This is a genomic window from Streptomyces violaceorubidus (assembly GCF_000717995.1).
GTDB lineage: Bacteria > Actinomycetota > Actinomycetes > Streptomycetales > Streptomycetaceae > Streptomyces > Streptomyces violaceorubidus.
On record NZ_JODM01000027.1, the window covers coordinates 55,658 to 73,714 of the forward strand.

The 18,057-nt window shown below is 73.0% G+C and carries 20 protein-coding genes; 4 read left to right on the forward strand and 16 right to left on the reverse strand.

The genetic code is table 11. From position 1 onward, the window contains the following. Window positions 1-30 precede the first annotated feature (30 nt). From IE94_RS0126855 to IE94_RS0126890, 8 genes are all read right to left on the reverse strand, one after another. Complete coding sequence (locus tag IE94_RS0126855; protein WP_030189170.1) at window positions 31-1,509, reverse strand: DUF1996 domain-containing protein; 1,479 nt, start codon at window positions 1,507-1,509, stop codon at window positions 31-33. 160 nt (window positions 1,510-1,669) lie between these two features. Continuing rightward, the gene (locus IE94_RS0126860) at window positions 1,670-2,323 is read right to left on the reverse strand and encodes a response regulator transcription factor (protein WP_030189173.1); all 654 of its coding nucleotides are present in this window, start codon (window positions 2,321-2,323) and stop codon (window positions 1,670-1,672) included. After that, on the reverse strand, window positions 2,308-3,591 hold the full coding sequence (locus IE94_RS0126865) for a sensor histidine kinase (RefSeq protein ID WP_030189175.1): 1,284 nt from the start codon (window positions 3,589-3,591) through the stop codon (window positions 2,308-2,310). The genes IE94_RS0126860 and IE94_RS0126865 overlap by 16 nt, the downstream gene beginning before the upstream one ends. Before the next feature lie 51 nt (window positions 3,592-3,642). Further along, the gene (locus tag IE94_RS0126870) at window positions 3,643-4,671 is read right to left on the reverse strand and encodes an SDR family oxidoreductase (RefSeq protein ID WP_030189178.1); all 1,029 of its coding nucleotides are present in this window, start codon (window positions 4,669-4,671) and stop codon (window positions 3,643-3,645) included. Window positions 4,672-4,741: 70 nt separating this feature from the next. Then, window positions 4,742-5,401 (reverse strand): winged helix-turn-helix domain-containing protein, encoded by a 660-nt coding sequence (locus tag IE94_RS0126875; RefSeq protein WP_030189180.1) that lies wholly within the window; start codon window positions 5,399-5,401, stop codon window positions 4,742-4,744. 361 nt (window positions 5,402-5,762) lie between these two features. Next, window positions 5,763-6,692 carry a DUF6891 domain-containing protein gene (locus IE94_RS0126880; RefSeq protein ID WP_030189183.1) on the reverse strand — a complete coding sequence of 310 codons (930 nt, stop codon included), beginning with the start codon at window positions 6,690-6,692 and terminating at the stop codon, window positions 5,763-5,765. A gap of 45 nt (window positions 6,693-6,737) precedes the next feature. Then, window positions 6,738-7,769 (reverse strand): glutamine synthetase, encoded by a 1,032-nt coding sequence (gene glnII, locus IE94_RS0126885; protein WP_030189185.1) that lies wholly within the window; start codon window positions 7,767-7,769, stop codon window positions 6,738-6,740. Between the two features lie 138 nt (window positions 7,770-7,907). After that, window positions 7,908-8,384, reverse strand: coding sequence for a MarR family transcriptional regulator (locus tag IE94_RS0126890; protein WP_030189187.1), 477 nt, complete (start codon window positions 8,382-8,384; stop codon window positions 7,908-7,910). A 116-nt stretch (window positions 8,385-8,500) separates the two neighbouring features. Here IE94_RS0126890 and IE94_RS0126895 point away from each other — a divergent pair, with 116 nt between their 5' ends. Next, window positions 8,501-9,454 (forward strand): alpha/beta fold hydrolase, encoded by a 954-nt coding sequence (locus IE94_RS0126895; protein ID WP_078606602.1) that lies wholly within the window; start codon window positions 8,501-8,503, stop codon window positions 9,452-9,454. A gap of 3 nt (window positions 9,455-9,457) precedes the next feature. On the opposite strand, the gene IE94_RS0126900 is transcribed toward IE94_RS0126895, so the two are convergent. Together IE94_RS0126900 and IE94_RS0126905 are read right to left on the reverse strand one after the other, a co-directional pair. Further along, window positions 9,458-10,207: a hypothetical protein gene (locus IE94_RS0126900; RefSeq protein WP_030189193.1), complete on the reverse strand. Its 750-nt coding sequence runs from the start codon at window positions 10,205-10,207 to the stop codon at window positions 9,458-9,460. Between the two features lie 118 nt (window positions 10,208-10,325). Next, window positions 10,326-10,685, reverse strand: a complete 360-nt coding sequence (locus IE94_RS0126905) for an arsenate reductase family protein (RefSeq protein WP_030189196.1) — start codon at window positions 10,683-10,685, stop codon at window positions 10,326-10,328. A gap of 175 nt (window positions 10,686-10,860) precedes the next feature. On the opposite strand from IE94_RS0126905, the gene IE94_RS0126910 reads away from it, so the two are divergent. Further along, window positions 10,861-11,175 carry a hypothetical protein gene (locus IE94_RS0126910; RefSeq protein ID WP_030189198.1) on the forward strand — a complete coding sequence of 105 codons (315 nt, stop codon included), beginning with the start codon at window positions 10,861-10,863 and terminating at the stop codon, window positions 11,173-11,175. Between the two features lie 90 nt (window positions 11,176-11,265). Here the strand turns inward: IE94_RS0126910 and IE94_RS0126915 are convergent, their stop codons facing one another. The 4 genes from IE94_RS0126915 to IE94_RS0126930 form a co-directional block, all read right to left on the reverse strand. Further along, window positions 11,266-12,453 carry a winged helix DNA-binding domain-containing protein gene (locus IE94_RS0126915; protein WP_030189200.1) on the reverse strand — a complete coding sequence of 396 codons (1,188 nt, stop codon included), beginning with the start codon at window positions 12,451-12,453 and terminating at the stop codon, window positions 11,266-11,268. A gap of 136 nt (window positions 12,454-12,589) precedes the next feature. Next, window positions 12,590-13,165 (reverse strand): PspA-associated protein PspAB, encoded by a 576-nt coding sequence (pspAB, locus tag IE94_RS0126920; RefSeq protein WP_030189203.1) that lies wholly within the window; start codon window positions 13,163-13,165, stop codon window positions 12,590-12,592. Between the two features lie 61 nt (window positions 13,166-13,226). Then, complete coding sequence (htpX, locus tag IE94_RS0126925; protein WP_030189206.1) at window positions 13,227-14,141, reverse strand: zinc metalloprotease HtpX; 915 nt, start codon at window positions 14,139-14,141, stop codon at window positions 13,227-13,229. A gap of 62 nt (window positions 14,142-14,203) precedes the next feature. Continuing rightward, a complete protein-coding gene (locus IE94_RS0126930) occupies window positions 14,204-14,575 on the reverse strand; it encodes a winged helix-turn-helix transcriptional regulator (protein ID WP_030189207.1) in 372 nt (123 codons plus the stop codon). Window positions 14,576-14,668: 93 nt separating this feature from the next. Here IE94_RS0126930 and IE94_RS0126935 point away from each other — a divergent pair, with 93 nt between their 5' ends. After that, window positions 14,669-15,508, forward strand: coding sequence for an SDR family oxidoreductase (locus IE94_RS0126935; RefSeq protein ID WP_030189208.1), 840 nt, complete (start codon window positions 14,669-14,671; stop codon window positions 15,506-15,508). 19 nt (window positions 15,509-15,527) lie between these two features. Here the strand turns inward: IE94_RS0126935 and IE94_RS0126940 are convergent, their stop codons facing one another. After that, window positions 15,528-15,791, reverse strand: coding sequence for an SCO2583/SCO2584 N-terminal domain-containing protein (locus tag IE94_RS0126940; protein ID WP_030189209.1), 264 nt, complete (start codon window positions 15,789-15,791; stop codon window positions 15,528-15,530). A gap of 160 nt (window positions 15,792-15,951) precedes the next feature. Further along, entirely contained in the window at window positions 15,952-17,361 is a 1,410-nt protein-coding gene (glnA, locus tag IE94_RS0126945) for a type I glutamate--ammonia ligase (protein ID WP_030189210.1), read from the reverse strand. Window positions 17,362-17,581: 220 nt separating this feature from the next. Here glnA and IE94_RS0126950 point away from each other — a divergent pair, with 220 nt between their 5' ends. Beyond that, the gene (locus IE94_RS0126950; protein ID WP_030189211.1) at window positions 17,582-18,049 is read left to right on the forward strand and encodes an RDD family protein; all 468 of its coding nucleotides are present in this window, start codon (window positions 17,582-17,584) and stop codon (window positions 18,047-18,049) included. Window positions 18,050-18,057 lie beyond the last annotated feature (8 nt).

Sequence of the window (18,057 nt, forward strand, 5' to 3'; positions counted from 1 at the left end):
GCCCTCTGCCCGGTTGCCGGGCCGGCACCGCTACTGGCAGTCCTCGCCGCGGTTGACGCAGTCGACCACCTCGTTCATCAGGTCCTCGTCCATGACGTTGACGAAGTCGTTGTGATCGGTGATCGGCTTGTGCAACTGCTCCGGGAAGCTGTCCACGGCGTACGGGTTCCGCACCTGGCCGTTCTCGACGGTCGGGGTGGGGATGTCGTACGTGAGACGGACCTGGAGCTGGGGGACGGCCTGGAAGCCGTTCGGGCAGCCGCCGTCCTCCTGGACGAACGCCATGTGGTCCCGGTGGTTGGCGCTGTCGATGTTCCGGCCGTCCCAGCAGCTCTGGAAGTTGGTCGTCCGCAGCACCTGGCTGCCCTCGGGGCACAGCGGGTACTTGTCCGTCACCTGGCGGTCCTCGAAGCCCGAGCAGCTCCACGAGGTGTTGGCGTTGGCGTCGCCGTTGGTGAAGGACTTGGCGTCACCGGTGATGACCCGCAGGAACTTCGGCATCGCGACCACGTCGCCCCGCCGGCTGCCGACGAACCTCAGCTCGGCCCGGGCCGGCTTGAGGATCCTGCCGATGTTGCCCTCGGCGCCACCGCCCTGGTCGTTCGCGTCGAACTCCCGCGTACCGTCCTGCAGGCGCAGCACCGGCCAGTAGTACGTGGACCTGTCGCCCTGGTTCCGGCACGAGGTGTCCGCGGTGGCGAGGTCCTCGTCGCTGGAGAAGGCGTCGTTGTCCTGGTTGCCGACGTAGTCGTGCGTGTGGTGCGCGCCGTTGTCGACACCCGGGGCGGCGATCAGGTTGTCGCTGTTGAACAGGTTGTTCTCGTTGACGCCGCAGTCCGTGGTGAAGGTGCCGGTGGAACCGCCGTCGCCGTCGGCGGCCAGGCCGTTGCGGCTGTCGCGGGAGTTCGGCCGGACGTCGTTGATGTCGATGAAGTCGTCGGCGACCGGACCGGCGACACCGTTGCCGTTGTCGTCCTGGTCCTGGCCGTCGCCGTTATGACCGCCGTCGCCGTTCTGGCCGCCGCCGTCCTGCTGCTGGTCCGCGGGGCGGCCCTGGCATCCGGCCAGCTCGTCCAGGGTGTCGTCGGCCCTGCCGCCGGCCCGGTTGATCTCCAGCTGGATCCGGTCGATGAGCGCTTTCCGCCGGTCCTTGAGCGGGCCGAGAATGCTGTTCCGGACGAACAGGGCGTCACCCGCCTGCGCCCGCCGGGTGGTGGCCAGGCGCTGGTAGGCGTCGGTGATCTGGCTGTCCATCGAGGCCAGTTCACCGTCCACCTCCCCGCGCGCCCGGTCCGGCACGTCACGGATCCGCTGTCCGACGTCGGGGCAGTCGATCGTCGCGATCTGCGCGGCGGCCGACCTGGCCCGGTTGCGGCCGGAATCCTCCTCGTGCGCCGAAGCGTAGAAGTTGGCCCAGATCAGCCCGCCCCCGCCGACCGCCAGGGCCGCCGCCCCGGCAACGATCCTGGTGGCCGGCGGCGTGCGGCGTTTTCTCGTGTTGCGTCCCATGGAACTCCTCGAACTTCCTTGCGGAGGGCATCGCTTGCGGGGCATCGGGGGCGCCCGACAGGAGTGAAGCGGCTCCCCTCCATACGGAAGCCGCTCCAGAGGTGTTCACCCGTGGGGGAAATCGCCGGGGCCCGTGGGCCGCGTGGGACGCGCGAGGAGGTCAGCGGCCGTGGTCCAGATACGCCAGAACCGCCAGGACACGGCGGTTGTCGTCGTCCGAGACCTCCAGGCTCAGCTTCGCGAAGATGTTCGCCGTGTGCTTCGCGATCGCCCGCTCCGTGACGACGAGCTTCCCCGCGATCGCCGCGTTGGTCCGGCCCTGCGCCATCAGCTCCAGCACCTCCAGCTCGCGGGGGGTCAGCCGCTCCAGCGGCCGGTCCTCGGCCGCCCGCCGGCTGAGGAGCTGCTGGATGACCTGCGGGTCCATCGCCGTACCGCCCGACGCCACCCGCCGTACGGCGTCCACGAACTGCTCCGCGTCGAAGACCCGGTCCTTGAGCAGGTACCCCACCCCGCCGCTCCCGTCGGCCAGCAGCTCGCGGGCGTACAGCTGCTCCACGTGCTGGGAGAGGACGAGGACCGGCATCCCGGGCCGGTTGCGGCGGGCCTCCAGGGCGCACTGGAGGCCCTCGTCGGTCAGCGTGGGCGGCAGCCGGACGTCGACCACGGCGACGTCCGGCTCCAGTTCGGCCAGGGCCCGGGACAACTCGGGTCCGGTCTCGACGGCCGCGGCGATCTCGAAGCCGTGGGCCTCCAGGAGCCGGACCAGTCCGTCGCGCAGCAGGAACAGGTCTTCGGCTAGGACAACGCGCAAGGGATCTCCATGGTGACCATGGTGGGGCCGCCCGCGGGCGAGCCGACGGCCAGGACGCCGTCGAATGTACCGAGTCGGCGCTCCACACCGGCCAGGCCCGAGCCCGCTCCGATCACGGCGCCGCCCCTGCCGTTGTCGGTGACACAGATGCGCAGCCGCCCCTCCGCGCCGTGCACGTCCACCCAGATCCGGTCGGCGCCGGAGTGCTTCACGGCGTTGGTGAGGATCTCGCTGACCGCGAAGTAGGCGGCCGACTCCACGGGGGCCTCGGCGCGGCCGGGCAGGTCCACCTCCACCTCGACCTCGACGGGGACGGGCAGCCGCAGGGCCAGGGCGCGGACCGCGTCGCCCAGGCCGCGTTCGGCGAGCACCGGGGGATGGATGCCGCGCACGAGGTCGCGCAGCTCGGTCAGGGCGTCGGCGGAGGACTGCCGGGTCCGCGCGAGCAGTTCCCTGGCCTTCGCCGGGTCCTTCTCCAGCAGCGCCTCGATGGTGCCCAGGTCCAGGCCGACGGCGACCAGCCGGGCCTGCGCCCCGTCGTGCAGGTCGCGCTCGATGCGGCGCAGTTCGGCGGCGGAGGTGTCGACCGCGTCGCGCCGGGTCTCGGTCAGTACCCGGACCCGCTCGGCGAGTTCGCCCCGCCCGGAGCCGAGGATCGCGCCGGTGAGCCGGAAGTGGGCGCGCAGCAGGAGCGGGGCGAGCCGGAGGGCGGCGAGCAGGATCACGGCGCCCAGGCCGGCGGCGTAGAGGGCGCTGGTCTGGCCGGTGACCCTGACGAAGCCGTACCAGTACCCGTCGGGCAGTACCCGCCACAGCCCGGCCCCGATGGCGAAGCCCTCCAGCGGATAGAGCGGCAGGACGGCGGTCAGCAGCGCGGTGACGAAGCCCGCGGTCATGTCGACGGGCAGCCAGCAGATGTCCCGCCAGGTCGCCGGGTCCCGGAGCATCCCGAAGGTGCGGGCCCACGGATTGGCGCCCTCGGGCAGCGGCCGGTACACCCGCGGGATCCGCACTCCGCCCCACTCGGCGGCGAGCAGGCGCCGCCGATCCGCGAACGCCCTCACCCCGGTCAGCACCCACGGCGTGGTGACGATGCCGACCCCGATCGGGACCAGGGCGATGGAGACCACGGCCAGGCAGAAGCAGAGCACCGCGCCGGGCAGGGAGACGAACGCCAGTGCCAGTCCCCGCACGGCCGACAGCGCGACGTCCCGCGTCCGCCCCTGTGCCCGCGTCCGCCCCGTGCCGCTCTTCGTCTCGATGCTCATGGCGTCAGTCTCGCGGAGGCGACGACGCGGGTCACGGGGCCGGGCACCCGGTCAGGGGGTGGTGCCGGATACACCCCCGCCGGTCCCGCCTGCGGCCAGGACCCGCGCCTCCGTCTCCGGGTCCAGGCCGACCGGTGGCCGGTCCGGGCGCCGGGGTGCCGTGCCGCCGAGGTCCCGCAGCCAGGACCAGGTGTCGGCCACGGTGTCCTCGACGGGCCGGCAGGCCAGGCCGGTCGCCAGGGCCCGGGAGACGTCCGCGCGCTGAAGGGCGTCGTGCAGGTCGCTGCCGGGCGGTGTCCACACCGGCAGCTGCCCCCACGGCTCGATGCCGGCGGCGAGGACGGTCCCGGGGGAGGTCCAGCGCAGCTCCGCGGCGGTGCCCGTGACCTTCGCGCAGGCTTCGAGCAGGCCGCCCATCGTGGTGTGCCCCGGCGGGGAGGCGAGGTTGTACGGTCCGCCCAGCCCCCCTTCCACCGCGCCGAGCGTCCAGTCGGCGAGGTCGCGGACGTCGATGTACTGGAGGGGGAGGTCGTACGGGCCCGGCGCGAGGACGGGCCCGCCGCGGGCGACGCGGTTCAGCCACCAGGGCAGCCGGCCGACGTTCTCGTAGGGGCCGAGGACCAGCCCGGACCGCACGAGCACCGAGCGGTCCGCGCCGAAGGCGTCCAAGACGCCCAGCTCGGCGCCCCGCTTGTCCCGGGCGTAGTCGCGCTGCCCGGCGTTCGCCGAGGCGCCCTCGACGAGCGGGGCGTCCTCGGTGTACCCGGCGGGCGGGGCCCAGGCGTACACCGAGCAGCTCGACACGTACACGTACCGTCCGGCGCGGTCCCGCAGCAGCCGCGCCGCGTCCCGCACCGCGCGGGGCGCCGCCGACCAGGTGTCGACGACGGCGTCCCAGGCATCCCCGGCCAGGGCGGCGAGCCCGTCGGGCGCGGTGCGGTCGCCGTGCAGCGCTCGTGCCCCGGGGGGCGGGGCGTGCCGTCCGCGGTGCAGGACGGTCACCTCCCAGCCGCGGCCGAGCGCCGCCTCCACCACGGCCCGCCCCACGAACTCCGTACCGCCCAGCACCAGTAGCCTCATGCCGCCACTGTGCCGGGCGCGGCGGCCGGAGGGAACGTTCCTCTGCCGTCAGCAGACGGGCGGTGAGGGCTCAGCGCCCCACGGGCGGCGTGTACTTGTAGCCGACGCGCCGCACGGTCTGGATCGTCTGCCGGTGCTCGGCGCCGAGCTTCCGGCGCAGCCGGGCCACGTGCACGTCGACGGTGCGGCCGTCGCCCACGTGCCCGTAGCCCCACACCGTGGTGACCAGCTGGTCGCGGGTGTGCACCCGGTGCGGATGCGTGACGAGGTGGGCGAGCAGCTCGAACTCCAGGTAGGTCAGGTCCAGTTCACGCCCCTCCACGGCGGCGATGCGCCGGGCGGGGTCGATCCGGACGAGCGGGGCCTCGTCTCGGGCCGGGTCCTGCGGCCGGGTGCGGGTGCGGCCCTGCTCTTCGTGGCCCGCGCCGACGCCGTCGCCCTCGCCGTCCTCCTCGGTCGACGGTCCGGCCACGCCCAGCGCGCGGAACGGCGGCTGCTGGTCGGCCGGGACGAGCACCAGGTAGCCGACCATCGGCGGCCGGCCGGGCAGCGGGGGCAGGGTGTGCGGGGGTGCGGGCAGCCAGGTGGCGCCCGGCGGCAGCAGATCGGCCACGTCCACCACCTCGTCCCGGTCCACGGCGCGCAGCCGGTGCCGGGGGCCGCCGGAGTCGGGGCGGACGGTGGGGGAGTCGAGGGTGGTGACGGTGGACAGGGAAGGGGTGGTCGCCATGAGACGTCAGCTCTTTCGCGCGAGAGGTTCGTCGGGAGGGGCGACGGGCGCGAGTTCATGGTCGGGCGCGTCGCGGGACGTACGTCGTGCGCACCGGCGGATGACCGTGGAAGGCAGTGGAAGGCCGTGGACGGCCCGGGACGTGCGGCTTCCTAGCGGGCCGGCGCGGTCGTCGCGCGGCAACACACCCGGTCGAAGTCGTCGTGCTGACGGGAAGGCCAGAAGGGCTCGAGGTCATGGCGACCCGTCGCTGCGTACTTCCGGAAGCTGGCCATGGGCCCATTGAAGCAGACGGCGGCCAAGGAGAGGAGACTCCTCTCAGTGCGTGGACGCCCTTGGCTCGAACCAGCCCCCGGGCCGGTCATCCCACCAGCCGTTTGCGCCAGTTCAGCGGGGCCACGGTGATGGCTCTGCCCGGATCGCCGTCCCACTGCGTGGACAGTCCGGACCCGGCGAACGCCGCCACCACCTCGTGTCCGACGGCCGTGGTCGTCTCCTCGGAGCCGTCGAAACCGCCGTAGTGCAGCACGAGCCCGTGCCCCTCGGCGGCGGCCCCGGTGCTCTGCCGGTGGAAGAAGACGAAGCCGCGGGCGCCCTCGCGCTCCGCGCCGATCTCCGCGAGACCGCAGCCCCGGCAGCAGGCGAAGTTCTCCCGGGCGGTGACACCGGCCGCGTCCAGGGCCCCGAAGACCCGGCTGAGCCGGTCCGGGTCGGTGCTCTCCTCGCCCCAGGCCGCCTGCTCGGCCAGCCGCTCCAGCCACAGCCGGTCCACCAACTGCCGGGCCTGGGCAGCGTAGACCGGCCGGTCGCCGTACTCGCCGCCCGCGAGGTGTTCCTCGGCGATCTCGGACAGTGTCCCGCGGCCGTCGTAGCCGCAGCGGAGCTGCTCGCGCACCCGCCGCTCGACCTGCTCGCGGACCTCGTCGGGCAGGTCCGGGACCTCTTCGCGCGGCGGGAGGGGGATCGGCTCCCAGGCGACGCCGGTCTCCCAGCCGGGCTCCTGGCGTGCCCAGCCGGTCAGGAGGTCCGCCACGCGGCGGGGGTCGTCGAGGTCGGCACCGAAGAACGCGTCGGCGGCGGCCCGGTACTCCAGCCGGTACTCCCCGCCGTCCTCGTGCCACACCTGGGCGAACACGTCGGGGATGTCCGGTATCCGCTGGACGACCAGGAAGCGGTCACCGGCGTCGCCGATGCGCGTCACCAACTCCCGCAGCCGCGCCGCCCCGATCCGGGTGTGCGTCCGCCCGCTCTCCGTCTCGACCCTGAGGGCGAGGACACCGTCGATCTCCATGTCCCCACCCTCGCACGCGCCACTGACAACGCGGCCGGAGCGGGATCAGGCCTGGCCGGCCTTCTCCAGCGCCGTGCAGCAGGTGTCGACGAGCAGGCGCGTCACGACGTACGGGTCGACGTTGGCGTTGGGGCGGCGGTCCTCGATGTAGCCCTTGCCGTCCTTCTCGACCTGCCACGGGATGCGCACCGAGGCGCCGCGGTCGGAGACGCCGTAGGAGTACTCGTTCCACGGGGCGGTCTCGTGCAGACCGGTGAGGCGGTCGTCGATGCCGGCGCCGTAGTTCTTGACGTGGTCCAGCGGCTTGGAGCCCTCACCGAGCGACTCGCAGGCGGTGATGATCGCCTCGTAGCCCTCGCGCATCGCCTTGGTGGAGAAGTTGGTGTGCGCGCCCGCGCCGTTCCAGTCGCCCTTGACCGGCTTGGGGTCCAGGGTGGCGGAGACGCCGAAGTCCTCGGCGGTGCGGTAGAGCAGCCAGCGGGCCACCCACAGCTGGTCGGAGACCTCCAGCGGCGCCAGCGGGCCGACCTGGAACTCCCACTGGCCGGGCATGACCTCGGCGTTGATGCCGGAGATGCCGAGACCGGCCTTCAGGCAGTTCTCCAGGTGGGCCTCGACGACCTCGCGGCCGAAGATCTCGTCCGAGCCGACACCGCAGTAGTAGCCGCCCTGCGCGGCCGGGAAGCCGCCCTCGGGGAAGCCCAGCGGGCGGGCGCCCTTGAAGAAGGTGTACTCCTGCTCGATGCCGAAGACCGGCTCCTGCGCGGCGAAGCGCGCGGCCACCTCGGCCAGCGCGGCGCGGGTGTTGCTCGGGTGCGGCGTCAGGTCGGTGTCCAGGACCTCGCACAGCACCAGGACGTCCTCGCCGCCGCGGATCGGGTCGGGGCAGGAGAAGACCGGCCTGAGCACGCAGTCCGAGGAGCTGCCCTCGGCCTGGTTGGTGGAGGAGCCGTCGAAGCCCCAGATCGGCAGGGCGTCCAGCCCGGCGGGAGCATCCGTGATGATCTTCGTCTTGGAACGGAGCTTGGCCGTCGGCTCGGTGCCGTCGATCCAGATGTACTCAGCCTTGAAGGTCACGGGGCTACATCCTTCGGGGTGGGTCTCGGCGCACGTGCGGGTGCGGCGGCGCGCGGGGGCGGCAGGGGTGCCGCGGCTACTGCGGTGCAGCGTGCCAACCAGCGATTTCCCGACCGTTGCCCGTGTGTGAACCCCGTGTTACCTGGGGTCGTTGTGGCGCGGCTCACTCCCGTCGGCCCCGGCCGCCTCCCGTACGCCGGTCAAGAAGCCCCTGATCGCCGCCCGTTCCCGCTCGTCGTACCCGCGCAGCAGCTCCACCGCCCGCCCGATCAGCGGTCCGAAGTGGGACCAGCCCAGCGCCACGGCCCGCTCGTCCACCTCCACGGTGACCCTGCGCCGGTCCCGTCCGTCGCGCACCCGGCGCACGTGACCGGCCCGCTCCAGCCGGTCCACCAGCGCCGTCGTGCCCGCGGAGTTCAGCCCGAGCGCGGCGCCCAGGCGCCCGGCGGTCATCGCCTCGCCCGCCCGAGCGGCGTCCATGAGCGCGATGAGCGCCCGGACGTCGGTGGGGTGCATGCCGTTGCGCTGGGCGAACCGGGCGCTGTGCGCCCCCAGTTCGACGGCGACCGCGCGCAGGAGGTGGACGAGTTCCATCTCCGGTCCCTGGTCGGACATGTGGGTGCTCCCTTCGGACCTTGCGGCGATCTCCTCGCTCGACAAGTATCTCGTTCGGCGAGATACTACCGGGAAAGCAGGGAGCAGGGGAGCGAAAGAAGCAGGGGGTACCGCTCATGAGCGCTCACGCTCCGTACGACGCCGGCCGTTTCCAGGACGCCTACGACAAGGTCATGGCCAAGTGGCCCGCGGGGACCGGGGCGGTGACCGTGTCCACCCCCTTCGGCGACACGCACGTCAACGTGACCGGCCCGGCCGACGGCCGTCCCCTGGTCCTGCTGCCGGGCGGCGGCGCGGCGACCTCCGCGTCCTGGTACGCCCAGGCGGCCGAGCTGTCCCGCACCCACCGCGTCCACGCCGTCGACCTGATCGGCGCCCCCGGCCGCAGCACACCGGCCGGCGACCGCCACCCCCGTACGGTCGCCGACCTCACCGGCTGGCTGGACGCGCTCCTCGACGGCCTCGGCATTGAGGAGGCCGACCTCGGCGGGCACTCCTACGGCGCCTGGATCGCCCTGCACCACGCCCTGCACGCACCCGGCCGGGTACGCCGCCTGTTCCTCCTGGACCCGACCCAGTGCTTCGCCGGGTTCAGGGCGGCCTACCTGCTGCACGCGCTGCCGATGCTGCTGCGGCCCACGCCCCGCCGGGTCCGCGCCTTCCTGGACTGGGAGTCCGGGGCGACCCCCCTCGACCCCGACTGGCTCGCCCTCCAGGAGGCCGCCGTCGGCTTCCCGGAGCGCAAGCCGGTCACCGGCCCGCGCCCGGCCCCGGAGGCGCTGAGCGCCCTGGACGTGCCGGTCCTGCTGCTCCTGGCCCGGAACAGCAGGACGCACGACCCCGCCGAGGTGGCGTCCCGGGCGCGGACCCTGCTGCCGCACGTGGAGACGGCCGTCCTGCCGGACGTCTCCCACCACGCGCTGCCGCAGTCCGCGCCGCCCGGCCTCGGCCGCCGCCTCGGCGACTTCCTGGCCGCGCCGGGCGTGCGGGACGTGCGGGACGTGCGGGACGTGCGGGACGTGCGGGACGTGCGGGACGTGCGGGACGTGCGGGACGTGCCGGGCGAGTGAGCCTCAGTCGACCTTCTCGATCAGCGCCCGCCGGATCAGGAACTTGCCCTCCTCGCGGACCTGCTCGAACGCCGCGTTGTTGAGCAGCGCACAGCTTCCCGAGACCGACTTCACCTCCACGGTCGTGGACTCGGCGTTGTCGAGGTTGGTCACCCTGAGCCTGGTGCCCACCGGGAACCGGTCGCTGGAGGCGGCGGGTGCGCCGCCCTCGCCGGAGAGGGTGACGGTGGCACCGGCACAGACCTGCTCGCCGGCCTGCCCGGCACCTCCCGCCCGGCCGCCTGCCTGGTCACCTGCTGGGCCGTCCACCCGGCCACCCGCCCGGTCGCCCACCCGGCCACCCGCCCGGTCGCCCACCCGGCCACCCGCCCGGTCGTCCACCCGGCCACCCGCCCGGTCGTCCACCCGGCCACCCGCCGGGGAGTCCTGAGCCGACTCCCCGACCGCGCACCCGGAGGCCGCCTGTTGGCGCTCGATCTCCGCGACGACGGCCTCGCGGTTCTCGATCCGGGCCTGCGACTGCGCGTCGGGATCGGCCCGCTGGCCCTCGATGAACCGCTGGTTGTTGCCGAGCGCGGTGGCCAGGCCCCGGCACACCCCCGGGTCCTGGGCGGCCTTCGTCCGCGCGTCCTCGGTGGTCTGCGCGGCGTTCGAGGCGTTCGCCATGACGAAGGCGCCGCCACCGGCCATCGTGGCGGCGCCGACCAGCAGGGCGATCTTCTTCTGCGTACCGAGACTTCTCCTGCGCGACATCCGCGCCTCCTGAAGAGGTAGGGGAGCGTACGCCGCTCTGTACGAGATGCCGAACGGAGTTGCTCACCGGTCGCGCCGATGCGCGCACCTGACCCGCGTCACAGCTCGGGGTCCCGGGCTAGCGGGACAGGGCGTCCCGGACCGCCTCGTCGGTGCGGCCCACCACGGCCGTTCCGTCGTCCGCGGTGATGATCGGGCGCTGGATCAGCTTGGGGTGCTCGGCGAGCGCGGTGACCCACCGGTCGCGTGACGCCTCGTCACGGGGCCACTCCCTCATGCCCAGTTCCTTGGCGGCGGCCTCCTGGGTGCGGGTGATGTCCCACGGTTCGAGCCCGAGCCGGGTGAGTACCTCGCGGATCTCCGCCGCGCTCGGCACGTCCTCCAGGTAGCGGCGGACGGTGTAGTCGGCCCCCTCCGCGTCGAGCAGGCTGATCGCGCTGCGGCACTTCGAGCAGGCCGGGTTGATCCAGATCTCCATGCCGCACACGGTAGCCGGAGGGGTCCCGGAACTCGTTCACCCCGTGGGTCACAGCGACCCCGAAAGCCCTTGTGGGCAGGGGCTTTTGTCAGTGGTGGGCGGTAAAATAGAAGCAGTGTTCGAGGGTGTCGCCGGGAAGTCCGGACGGCGCCCCGACCGCGACAGGAGGATGCCCGTGCCCGCTGCCGCACTGAAGCCGAAGCCGCTGCCCACCCAGTCCACCGCCAAGCGGCCCGTCCTGCTCGACCTCCCGTACGCACCCGTGGAGAAGCGTCCGCTGCCGGCGGGCCGCCCCCGCGAGTGGTACGTGACGCACAACCGCCGGCTCAAGGCGATGCGCCTCGCCATCGCCCTGCTCGACTCCGGCGTCTACCTCGCCGACCAGGCGCGCAACGAGAGGATACGGAGCGCCGCGCTGGCCGTCGGGGTCCACCCGCCGTCGGACACGACGTGCCACATGGTGCGCGCCCTGATGCGGTACTCGCGGTGACCCCGGCGCCGGGCGCCCTCTCTCCCGAGGGTGCCCGGCGTCCGCGTCCGCGTCCGCACGCCCGGCGCCCGGCGGAGGGGACCTTCCCCGCTACGCCGACAACTCCCGTTCCAGCGGCGTCCGGAACCGCGGCGTGATCCGGGTCGTGCCCACCCAGGACGACAGGCGTCGCGCCTCCGTCTCGATCGCGGCCTCGGCGTCGCGGCCGACGCCCGCGTCGTCCAGGACCCGCCAGACGATCCCGCCGTCGGCGCGCTGGGCCCAGCCGCCGACCACGCGGCCGTTCCACCACACCGTCGGGCCGACGTTGCCGCTGCGGTCGAAGAGCCTCGGCCGCAGCTGGGGGGCGAGATACCAGTCCCGCTGCCGCCAGCCCATCGCCGTCGGGTCCAGGGCGGGCAGCAGGGCCGCCCAGGGCTCGGCGGGCCCGGCGGCCGGACCGGCGTCACCCGCGACGACGTACCCCGTGCCCTCGTCCAGCGAGACCGCCTCGGCGCCGATCGCGGTCAGCGCGCGGCGCACCTCCGTCACCCGCCACCCGGTCCACCATCTGAGGTCGTCCTCGGTCGCCGGACCGCACGCCGTCAGCCACCGGCGCAGCAGCTCGGCCTGCGCCTCGCCCGGGTCCAGCTCGGGATGCCGGGGCGCCGGCGCCCAGCGGAACTGGCTGGACGTCCACGAGCCCAGGGGGCGGCCCCGCACCACCTTGCCCTCCACCCCCAGCACCTTCAGCAGCCGCGTGGAGACGGTGTGCACGCCCTCGTAGCTCTTCCCGGCCGCGTAGACGAACTGCTCCTTCAGGCGCGGCTCGTCGCGGGCCAGTTCGGCCGCCGTGGCCTGGCCGCGCCGGGCCAGCGCGGCCAGGGCCGACTCCTCGACCTCCGTCAGCCAGGCGGCGCCCGGAGCCCCGGCCTCCGCCATGTTCCTCAGCAGCTTGGCCCGCTCCCGGGCGGCGACGGTGCGGCCGGTGGAGGCGTGCACGACCGCGGTCAGCTCCGTCGGGAACACGAACACGGTGTGCCGCATGCCGTGCATCCGCACCAGTGACCCGTCGTCGTACAGCGCCCGCTCCGTCTCGCCCACCGTCTTCGCCGCGTCCGCCAGCCGCGCGCCCACGGCCAGATGGACCGCCGCCGGGTCGGTGCCGTGCAGTGCGACCAGTGAACCGGCGACCTCCTCCGGGCTCCCCGCCCGCGCGGCCCCCGCCAGCCGCTGGCGCAGGGCCAGCCGGTCCCGCCGCTCGGCCGCCCCGATGTGCCGTCGTCCGCCCTCACCCATGCAGGCCTCCGCCCGTCGCCCGTCCGTGCTGCCCTTGGTGCGTCTGCCGGTACGTCGGACCGGTACGTGTCCCGCGTACCGGTCCCCCGTACGGACATCGTGCCCGAGACCACTGACAGCGGGCCGCCGCCGGCGCTCAGAGTCCGGGCGCTCCCCACACGGGGAACCAGCGGCCCAGGTCGTCCTCCACCGGCAGCTCCTCGGCGAGCGCCGCGCGGATCCGCAGCTCCAGCGCGTTGTCCCGCCGCTGCCCGCCGTCCAGGGGCGCGAAGGGGTAGAAGGTGCCGCGCTTGTAGAGGTAGACGAGGGCGAGCCGCCGCCCGTCGTCCGCCGCGAAGCCGGCCAGGGAGCACAGCAGCCGCGGGCCGAAACCGGCCGCCTCCAGGGTGCTGTTCACCGCGTGCAGATCGTTCACCAGGAGCGGCAGCTCGTCCGGGGAGCGGCGCGAGACGAGCCAGGAGTAGCCGTAGGAGTCGTGGGTCAGCTCCACCGGGGTGCGGCCGGCGTCCGCGTCCAGCAGGGCGTGGATCTCGCGGTGCGTGCGCTCGAAGGCCGCCCCCTCGACCGTGGCGAAGCACACCGCCCCCTGCCCGGTCGGCCGGAAACCGGCGGCGGCCTCCAGGCCCACCGCCGCCGCGGGCAGGGCGAAGAGCCGGTCGAGGTCCGCGGCCACGGCCCTGGACCGGCCGAGCAGGATGTCCAGCAGTCCCATGCCCGTGTGCCCGCCTTCCCTGGCTCTCCGCGTCTTCCCGGTGACGTCCGTCCCGCCCCTCTCAGACCTTGCCGGGGGCCGTCGTCCCACCCAGCTCGGCGGAGATCCGGCCGAGTTGGTCGAGCCGTTGCTCCAGGCTGGGGTGGGTGGCGAAGAACCGGCCGAGGCCGGGCTCGCTGCCGAAGGCCGGGGTGAAGTAGAAGGCGTTGAAGGCCTGGGCCGTGCGCAGGTCCTTGGTCGGGATGCGGGCGATGTCGCCGGTCACCTTGGTGAGGGCCGCCGCCAGGGCCGAGGGGCGCCCGGTGAGCAGGGCCGCGGCCCGGTCGGCCGCCAGCTCCCGGTACCGGGACAGGGCCCGGATCAGCAGGAAGCTGAGCGCGTACACGGCCGCCGAGACACCCATCACGACCGCCAGCACCGCCATCGTGTTCTGGTCGCGGCGCCCGCCGAAGAGCTGGGAGTAGAAGGCGAACCGCACGATCAGGCCCGCGATCACGCCGAGGAAGGACGCCACCGTGATCACCGCGACGTCCTTGTGCGCCACGTGCGACAGCTCGTGCGCCAGCACGCCCTCCAGCTCCGCGGGCTCCAGCCGCCGCAGCAGCCCGGTGGTGACACAGACCACCGCGTTGTCCGGATTGCGGCCGGTGGCGAAGGCGTTGGGCATCTCCATCTCCGACACCGCGACCACGGGCTTCGGCATGTCGGCCATCGCCGCCAGCCGGTCCACCACCCCGTGCAGCTCCGGATACTCGTCCCGCTCCACGATCCTGCCGTGCATCGCGAACAGCGCGATCCGGTCGGAGAACCAGTACTGCGCCCCGAACATCAGCGCCACGATCACCACGACCAGGACCCAGGACTTCAGCAGCGCGATCAGCGCGGCGACGAACCCCACGTACAGCAGGCCGAGCAGGAACAGGGTGATCCCCATGCGCACGGTCAACCGCCGGTCACTTCGGAAGCGGCTCTGCATCTCCACCACCTCGCAGTCGGGCACTCGTCCCGCTGTCCAGTGTGCACCCGCCGCCCCCGGGGCTACGGCGTGCCGCCCGCCGACAGCCGCAGGGTGATCCGGTCGAACAGGTCCGTCAGCGGCTCGCCGATGTCCCGGCCGAACTCGGTCAGCCCGTAGGTGACCTGCGGCGGAGTCGTCGGCTCGACCTTCCGCCAGACCAGCCCGTCCTCGACCAGGACGCGCAGGGTCTGGGCGAGCATCTTCTCGCTGATGCCCTGGATGCTCTCGCGCAGCTCGTAGAACCGGAGGTCGTTGCGCCGCAGGGAGATCAGCACCCAGATGCCCCACCTGCTGGTCACGTGGTCGACCACGTCGCGCGCCAGGCAGTCGGTGTGAAACACGTCATACCGCTCGCCGGTCCCGACCCGCCTGCGCTGCACGCCTTCCGTCATGTCATGAGCTTACCTTCAGGTATGCCCTTACGAGAAGTAAGTCCGCGCCCCTAGCGTGACGGCACACAGAGGACATCCGAGAAGGAGCTGGACATGATCGTGGTGACCGGGGCGACCGGGAACATCGGGCGGCCGCTGACGCGGGCGCTGGCCGAGGCGGGCGAGCAGGTGACGGCGGTGTCACGGCACCCGGCGGCGGTGCCGGACGGGGTCCGCCACCTGGTGGCCGACCTCGCCGAACCGGCCGGCCTGCGGCCCGCGCTGGCCGGGGCGAAGTCGCTGTTCCTGCTGCTCTCCGGCGATCTGCACGCCCTCGGCGCACACCCCGCCGACCTCATCGGCGAAGCCGCGGACAGCGGGGTGCGCCGCATCGTCCTGCTCTCCACGCTCGGCGTGGTGACCCGCCCCTTCGGGGCGACGCGGATCGCGATGCGGGAGCTGGAGGACGCGGTGCGGGAATCCGGCCTGGAGTGGGCCCTCCTGCGGCCCGGCGGTTTCGCCTCCAACGCCCTGTGGTGGGCCGAGTCCGTCCGCGCGCACCGGGTCGTCGCCGCGCCCTTCGGGGACGTCGGAGTGCCGGTCGTCGACCCCGCGGACATCGCCGCGGTGGCGGTGGCCTGTCTGCTGGAGGACCGGCACACCGGCGGCGCCTACGAGCTGACCGGCCCGGAGGTGATCACTCCGCGCGGGCAGACGGAGGCCCTCGCCACCGCGCTGGGCTCGCCCGTGGCGTTCAAGGAGCTGACCCGCGAGGAGGCCAGGGCCGCCATGGCGCGCAGCATGCCGGCGGAGCTGGCCGACGACACCCTGGACATCCTCGGCAACCCGAGCCCGGCCGAGCTGCGCGTCAGCCCCGACGTCGAACGCGTCCTCGGCCGCGCCCCGCGCCCCTTCGCCGACTGGGCCGCCCGCAACGTGACCGCGTTCCGCTGAGACCGGCGACGCGGCGGGTCTAGTAGGGCGCCCGGAAGTTGATGTAGCCGAGCAGCACGATCACCGCGGCCACGCAGCCGAGCACCACGGCGGTGGACACCCACGACGACCGGCGCCCGGAGCCCACGTGGTCCGGGTCGGCGCGGAAGGGGACCGGGCCGGGGGGGGGGTTCTCCTTCCAGCGCGCGGCGAGCATCCGGGCCCGCGCCGAGGGCTCCTTGTGCGCGGCGCCCTCCGCCCACCTCAGGTCGTACTCGCGCTCCTCGTCCTCGCGGTCCGGCATCTCCGGCACTCTCCCCGTCCCCCTGACTCGAACAACCGTGTAGGTGGACATGATCCCGGCCCGCCCGCGCCCTGTGAAGGGTTTTCGGCCACGCACGACGGCGCCCCCGCCCCCGGGAAACGGGGACGGGGGCGCCGGCCGGGTCGGCGTGGGCCGTCGATCACACGTCGAAGTACATCTCGAACTCGTGCGGGTGCGGGCGCAGCTGGAGCGGCGCGATCTCGTTGGCGCGCTTGAAGTCGATCCACGTCTCGATCAGGTCCGGCGTGAAGACGTCGCCCTGGAGCAGGAACTCGTGGTCGGACTCCAGGCGGTCGAGGACGGCGCCCAGGGAGGTCGGGACCTGCGCCACGTTCGCGTGCTCCTCGGGAGCCAGCTCGTAGAGGTCCTTGTCGATCGGCTCGGCCGGCTCGATCTTGTTCTTGATGCCGTCCAGGCCCGCGAGCAGCAGCGCCGAGAAGGCCAGGTACGGGTTGCCGGAGGCGTCCGGGGCGCGGAACTCGACGCGCTTGGCCTTCGGGTTCGAGCCCGTGATCGGGATCCGCATCGCGGCCGAGCGGTTGCGCTGCGAGTACACCAGGTTCACCGGCGCCTCGAAGCCCGGCACCAGGCGGTGGTAGGAGTTCACCGTCGGGTTGGTGAAGGCCAGCAGCGACGGGGCGTGCTTGAGGATGCCGCCGATGTAGTAGCGGGCGGTGTCCGACAGGCCGGCGTAGCCCTGCTCGTCGTAGAAGAGCGGCTCGCCGCCCGCCCACAGCGACTGGTGGACGTGCATGCCCGAGCCGTTGTCACCGAAGATCGGCTTCGGCATGAAGGTCGCCGTCTTGCCGTTCTTCCAGGCCACGTTCTTCACGATGTACTTGAAGAGCTGGAGGTCGTCGGCGGCGGCGAGCAGCGTGTTGAACTTGTAGTTGATCTCCGCCTGGCCCGCGGTGCCCACCTCGTGGTGCTGGCGCTCGACCTTGAGGCCGGAGCGCTCCAGCTCCAGGGAGATCTCGGCGCGCAGGTCGGCGAAGTGGTCGACCGGCGGGACCGGGAAGTAGCCGCCCTTGTAGCGGACCTTGTAACCGCGGTTGTCCTCCAGCGCACCGGTGTTCCAGGCGCCGGCCTCGGAGTCGATGTGGTAGAAGGACTCGTTCGCGCTGGTGGCGAAGCGGACGGAGTCGAAGACGTAGAACTCGGCCTCGGGGCCGAAGAACGCCGTGTCGGCGATGCCCGTGGAGGCCAGGTACGCCTCGGCCTTCTTCGCCACGTTCCGCGGGTCGCGGGAGTACTGCTCGCCCGTGATCGGGTCGTGGATGAAGAAGTTGATGTTGAGCGTCTTGTCCCGGCGGAACGGGTCGACGCGCGCCGTGGACAGGTCGGGACGCAGGGCCATGTCCGACTCGTGGATGGCCTGGAAGCCGCGGATCGAGGATCCGTCGAAGGCCTGCTCGTCGTCGGGGTCGAACGCCTCGGCGGGCAACGTGAAGTGCTGCATGACGCCCGGCAGGTCGCAGAACCGGACATCGACGAACTTGACGTCCTCGTCCGCGATGAACTTCTTGACGTCGTCGGCGTTCTGGAACATCCAGCTCCTCCTACTCCCGACCGTCCCGCCGGGTTGGTAGATCGTTGGTGCGGCCAGTGCGGGTGGCACACGCTTCCTCGACCCTAGGGACGGGTGATTTCTCGGGCGTGACCCATTTGTTTCGCAGAAGTTAACCGGCTCCCTCCCCAGCCTAGGCCGGATCCGAGGCCCGCACACCCCGCCGTTCCCGGTACGTATACGGGCGCAGTACCGTGTTCGGGTGGACAACAGGCAAGCAATCGGATCGTGGCTCTCCGGCCCCCGCGCGGCCGTGGAAGACGCCGGCGCCGATCTCGGACACCGCGGCGAGCAGCTCGGTCTGCCCGAGGACGGGCCGGGTTCGATCGCCCGCCCGGGCAGGCGGCTCGGCGCGCTGGCCGTCGACTGGGCCCTGTGCTCCCTGATCGCATACGGGCTGATCACGGGCAGCTACGGGCAGACGGCGAGCAACTGGGCGCTGCTGATCTTCTTCGTGCTGAGCGTGCTGACCGTCGGCACCGTCGGCTTCACCCCGGGCAAGCGCCTGCTGGGCCTGCGGGTCGTGGACCTCGCCACCGGCCGCCCCAGCCCGCTGCGCGCCCTGCTGCGCTCGGTCCTGCTGTGCCTCGCCCTCCCGGCGCTGATCTGGGACCGCGACGGCCGGGGGCTGCACGACCGGCTGGCGCGCACCGTCGAAGTCCGGATCTGACCCGCGCG

Coding starts and splice junctions, on each gene's coding strand:
- IE94_RS0126930 (WP_030189207.1), bottom strand. CDS start 14,575: ATGACGGAAGGCGTGCAGCGCAGGCGGGTCGGGACCGGCGAGCGGTAT.
- IE94_RS0126900 (WP_030189193.1), bottom strand. CDS start 10,207: ATGTCGCGCAGGAGAAGTCTCGGTACGCAGAAGAAGATCGCCCTGCTG.
- IE94_RS0126915 (WP_030189200.1), bottom strand. CDS start 12,453: ATGGGTGAGGGCGGACGACGGCACATCGGGGCGGCCGAGCGGCGGGAC.
- IE94_RS0126890 (WP_030189187.1), bottom strand. CDS start 8,384: ATGTCCGACCAGGGACCGGAGATGGAACTCGTCCACCTCCTGCGCGCG.
- glnA (WP_030189210.1), bottom strand. CDS start 17,361: ATGTTCCAGAACGCCGACGACGTCAAGAAGTTCATCGCGGACGAGGAC.
- pspAB (WP_030189203.1), bottom strand. CDS start 13,165: ATGGGACTGCTGGACATCCTGCTCGGCCGGTCCAGGGCCGTGGCCGCG.
- IE94_RS0126940 (WP_030189209.1), bottom strand. CDS start 15,791: ATGCCGGACCGCGAGGACGAGGAGCGCGAGTACGACCTGAGGTGGGCG.
- IE94_RS0126935 (WP_030189208.1), top strand. CDS start 14,669: ATGATCGTGGTGACCGGGGCGACCGGGAACATCGGGCGGCCGCTGACG.
- htpX (WP_030189206.1), bottom strand. CDS start 14,141: ATGCAGAGCCGCTTCCGAAGTGACCGGCGGTTGACCGTGCGCATGGGG.
- IE94_RS0126880 (WP_030189183.1), bottom strand. CDS start 6,692: ATGGAGATCGACGGTGTCCTCGCCCTCAGGGTCGAGACGGAGAGCGGG.
- IE94_RS0126895 (WP_078606602.1), top strand. CDS start 8,501: ATGAGCGCTCACGCTCCGTACGACGCCGGCCGTTTCCAGGACGCCTAC.
- IE94_RS0126905 (WP_030189196.1), bottom strand. CDS start 10,685: ATGGAGATCTGGATCAACCCGGCCTGCTCGAAGTGCCGCAGCGCGATC.
- IE94_RS0126865 (WP_030189175.1), bottom strand. CDS start 3,591: ATGAGCATCGAGACGAAGAGCGGCACGGGGCGGACGCGGGCACAGGGG.
- IE94_RS0126855 (WP_030189170.1), bottom strand. CDS start 1,509: ATGGGACGCAACACGAGAAAACGCCGCACGCCGCCGGCCACCAGGATC.
- IE94_RS0126875 (WP_030189180.1), bottom strand. CDS start 5,401: ATGGCGACCACCCCTTCCCTGTCCACCGTCACCACCCTCGACTCCCCC.
- IE94_RS0126870 (WP_030189178.1), bottom strand. CDS start 4,671: ATGAGGCTACTGGTGCTGGGCGGTACGGAGTTCGTGGGGCGGGCCGTG.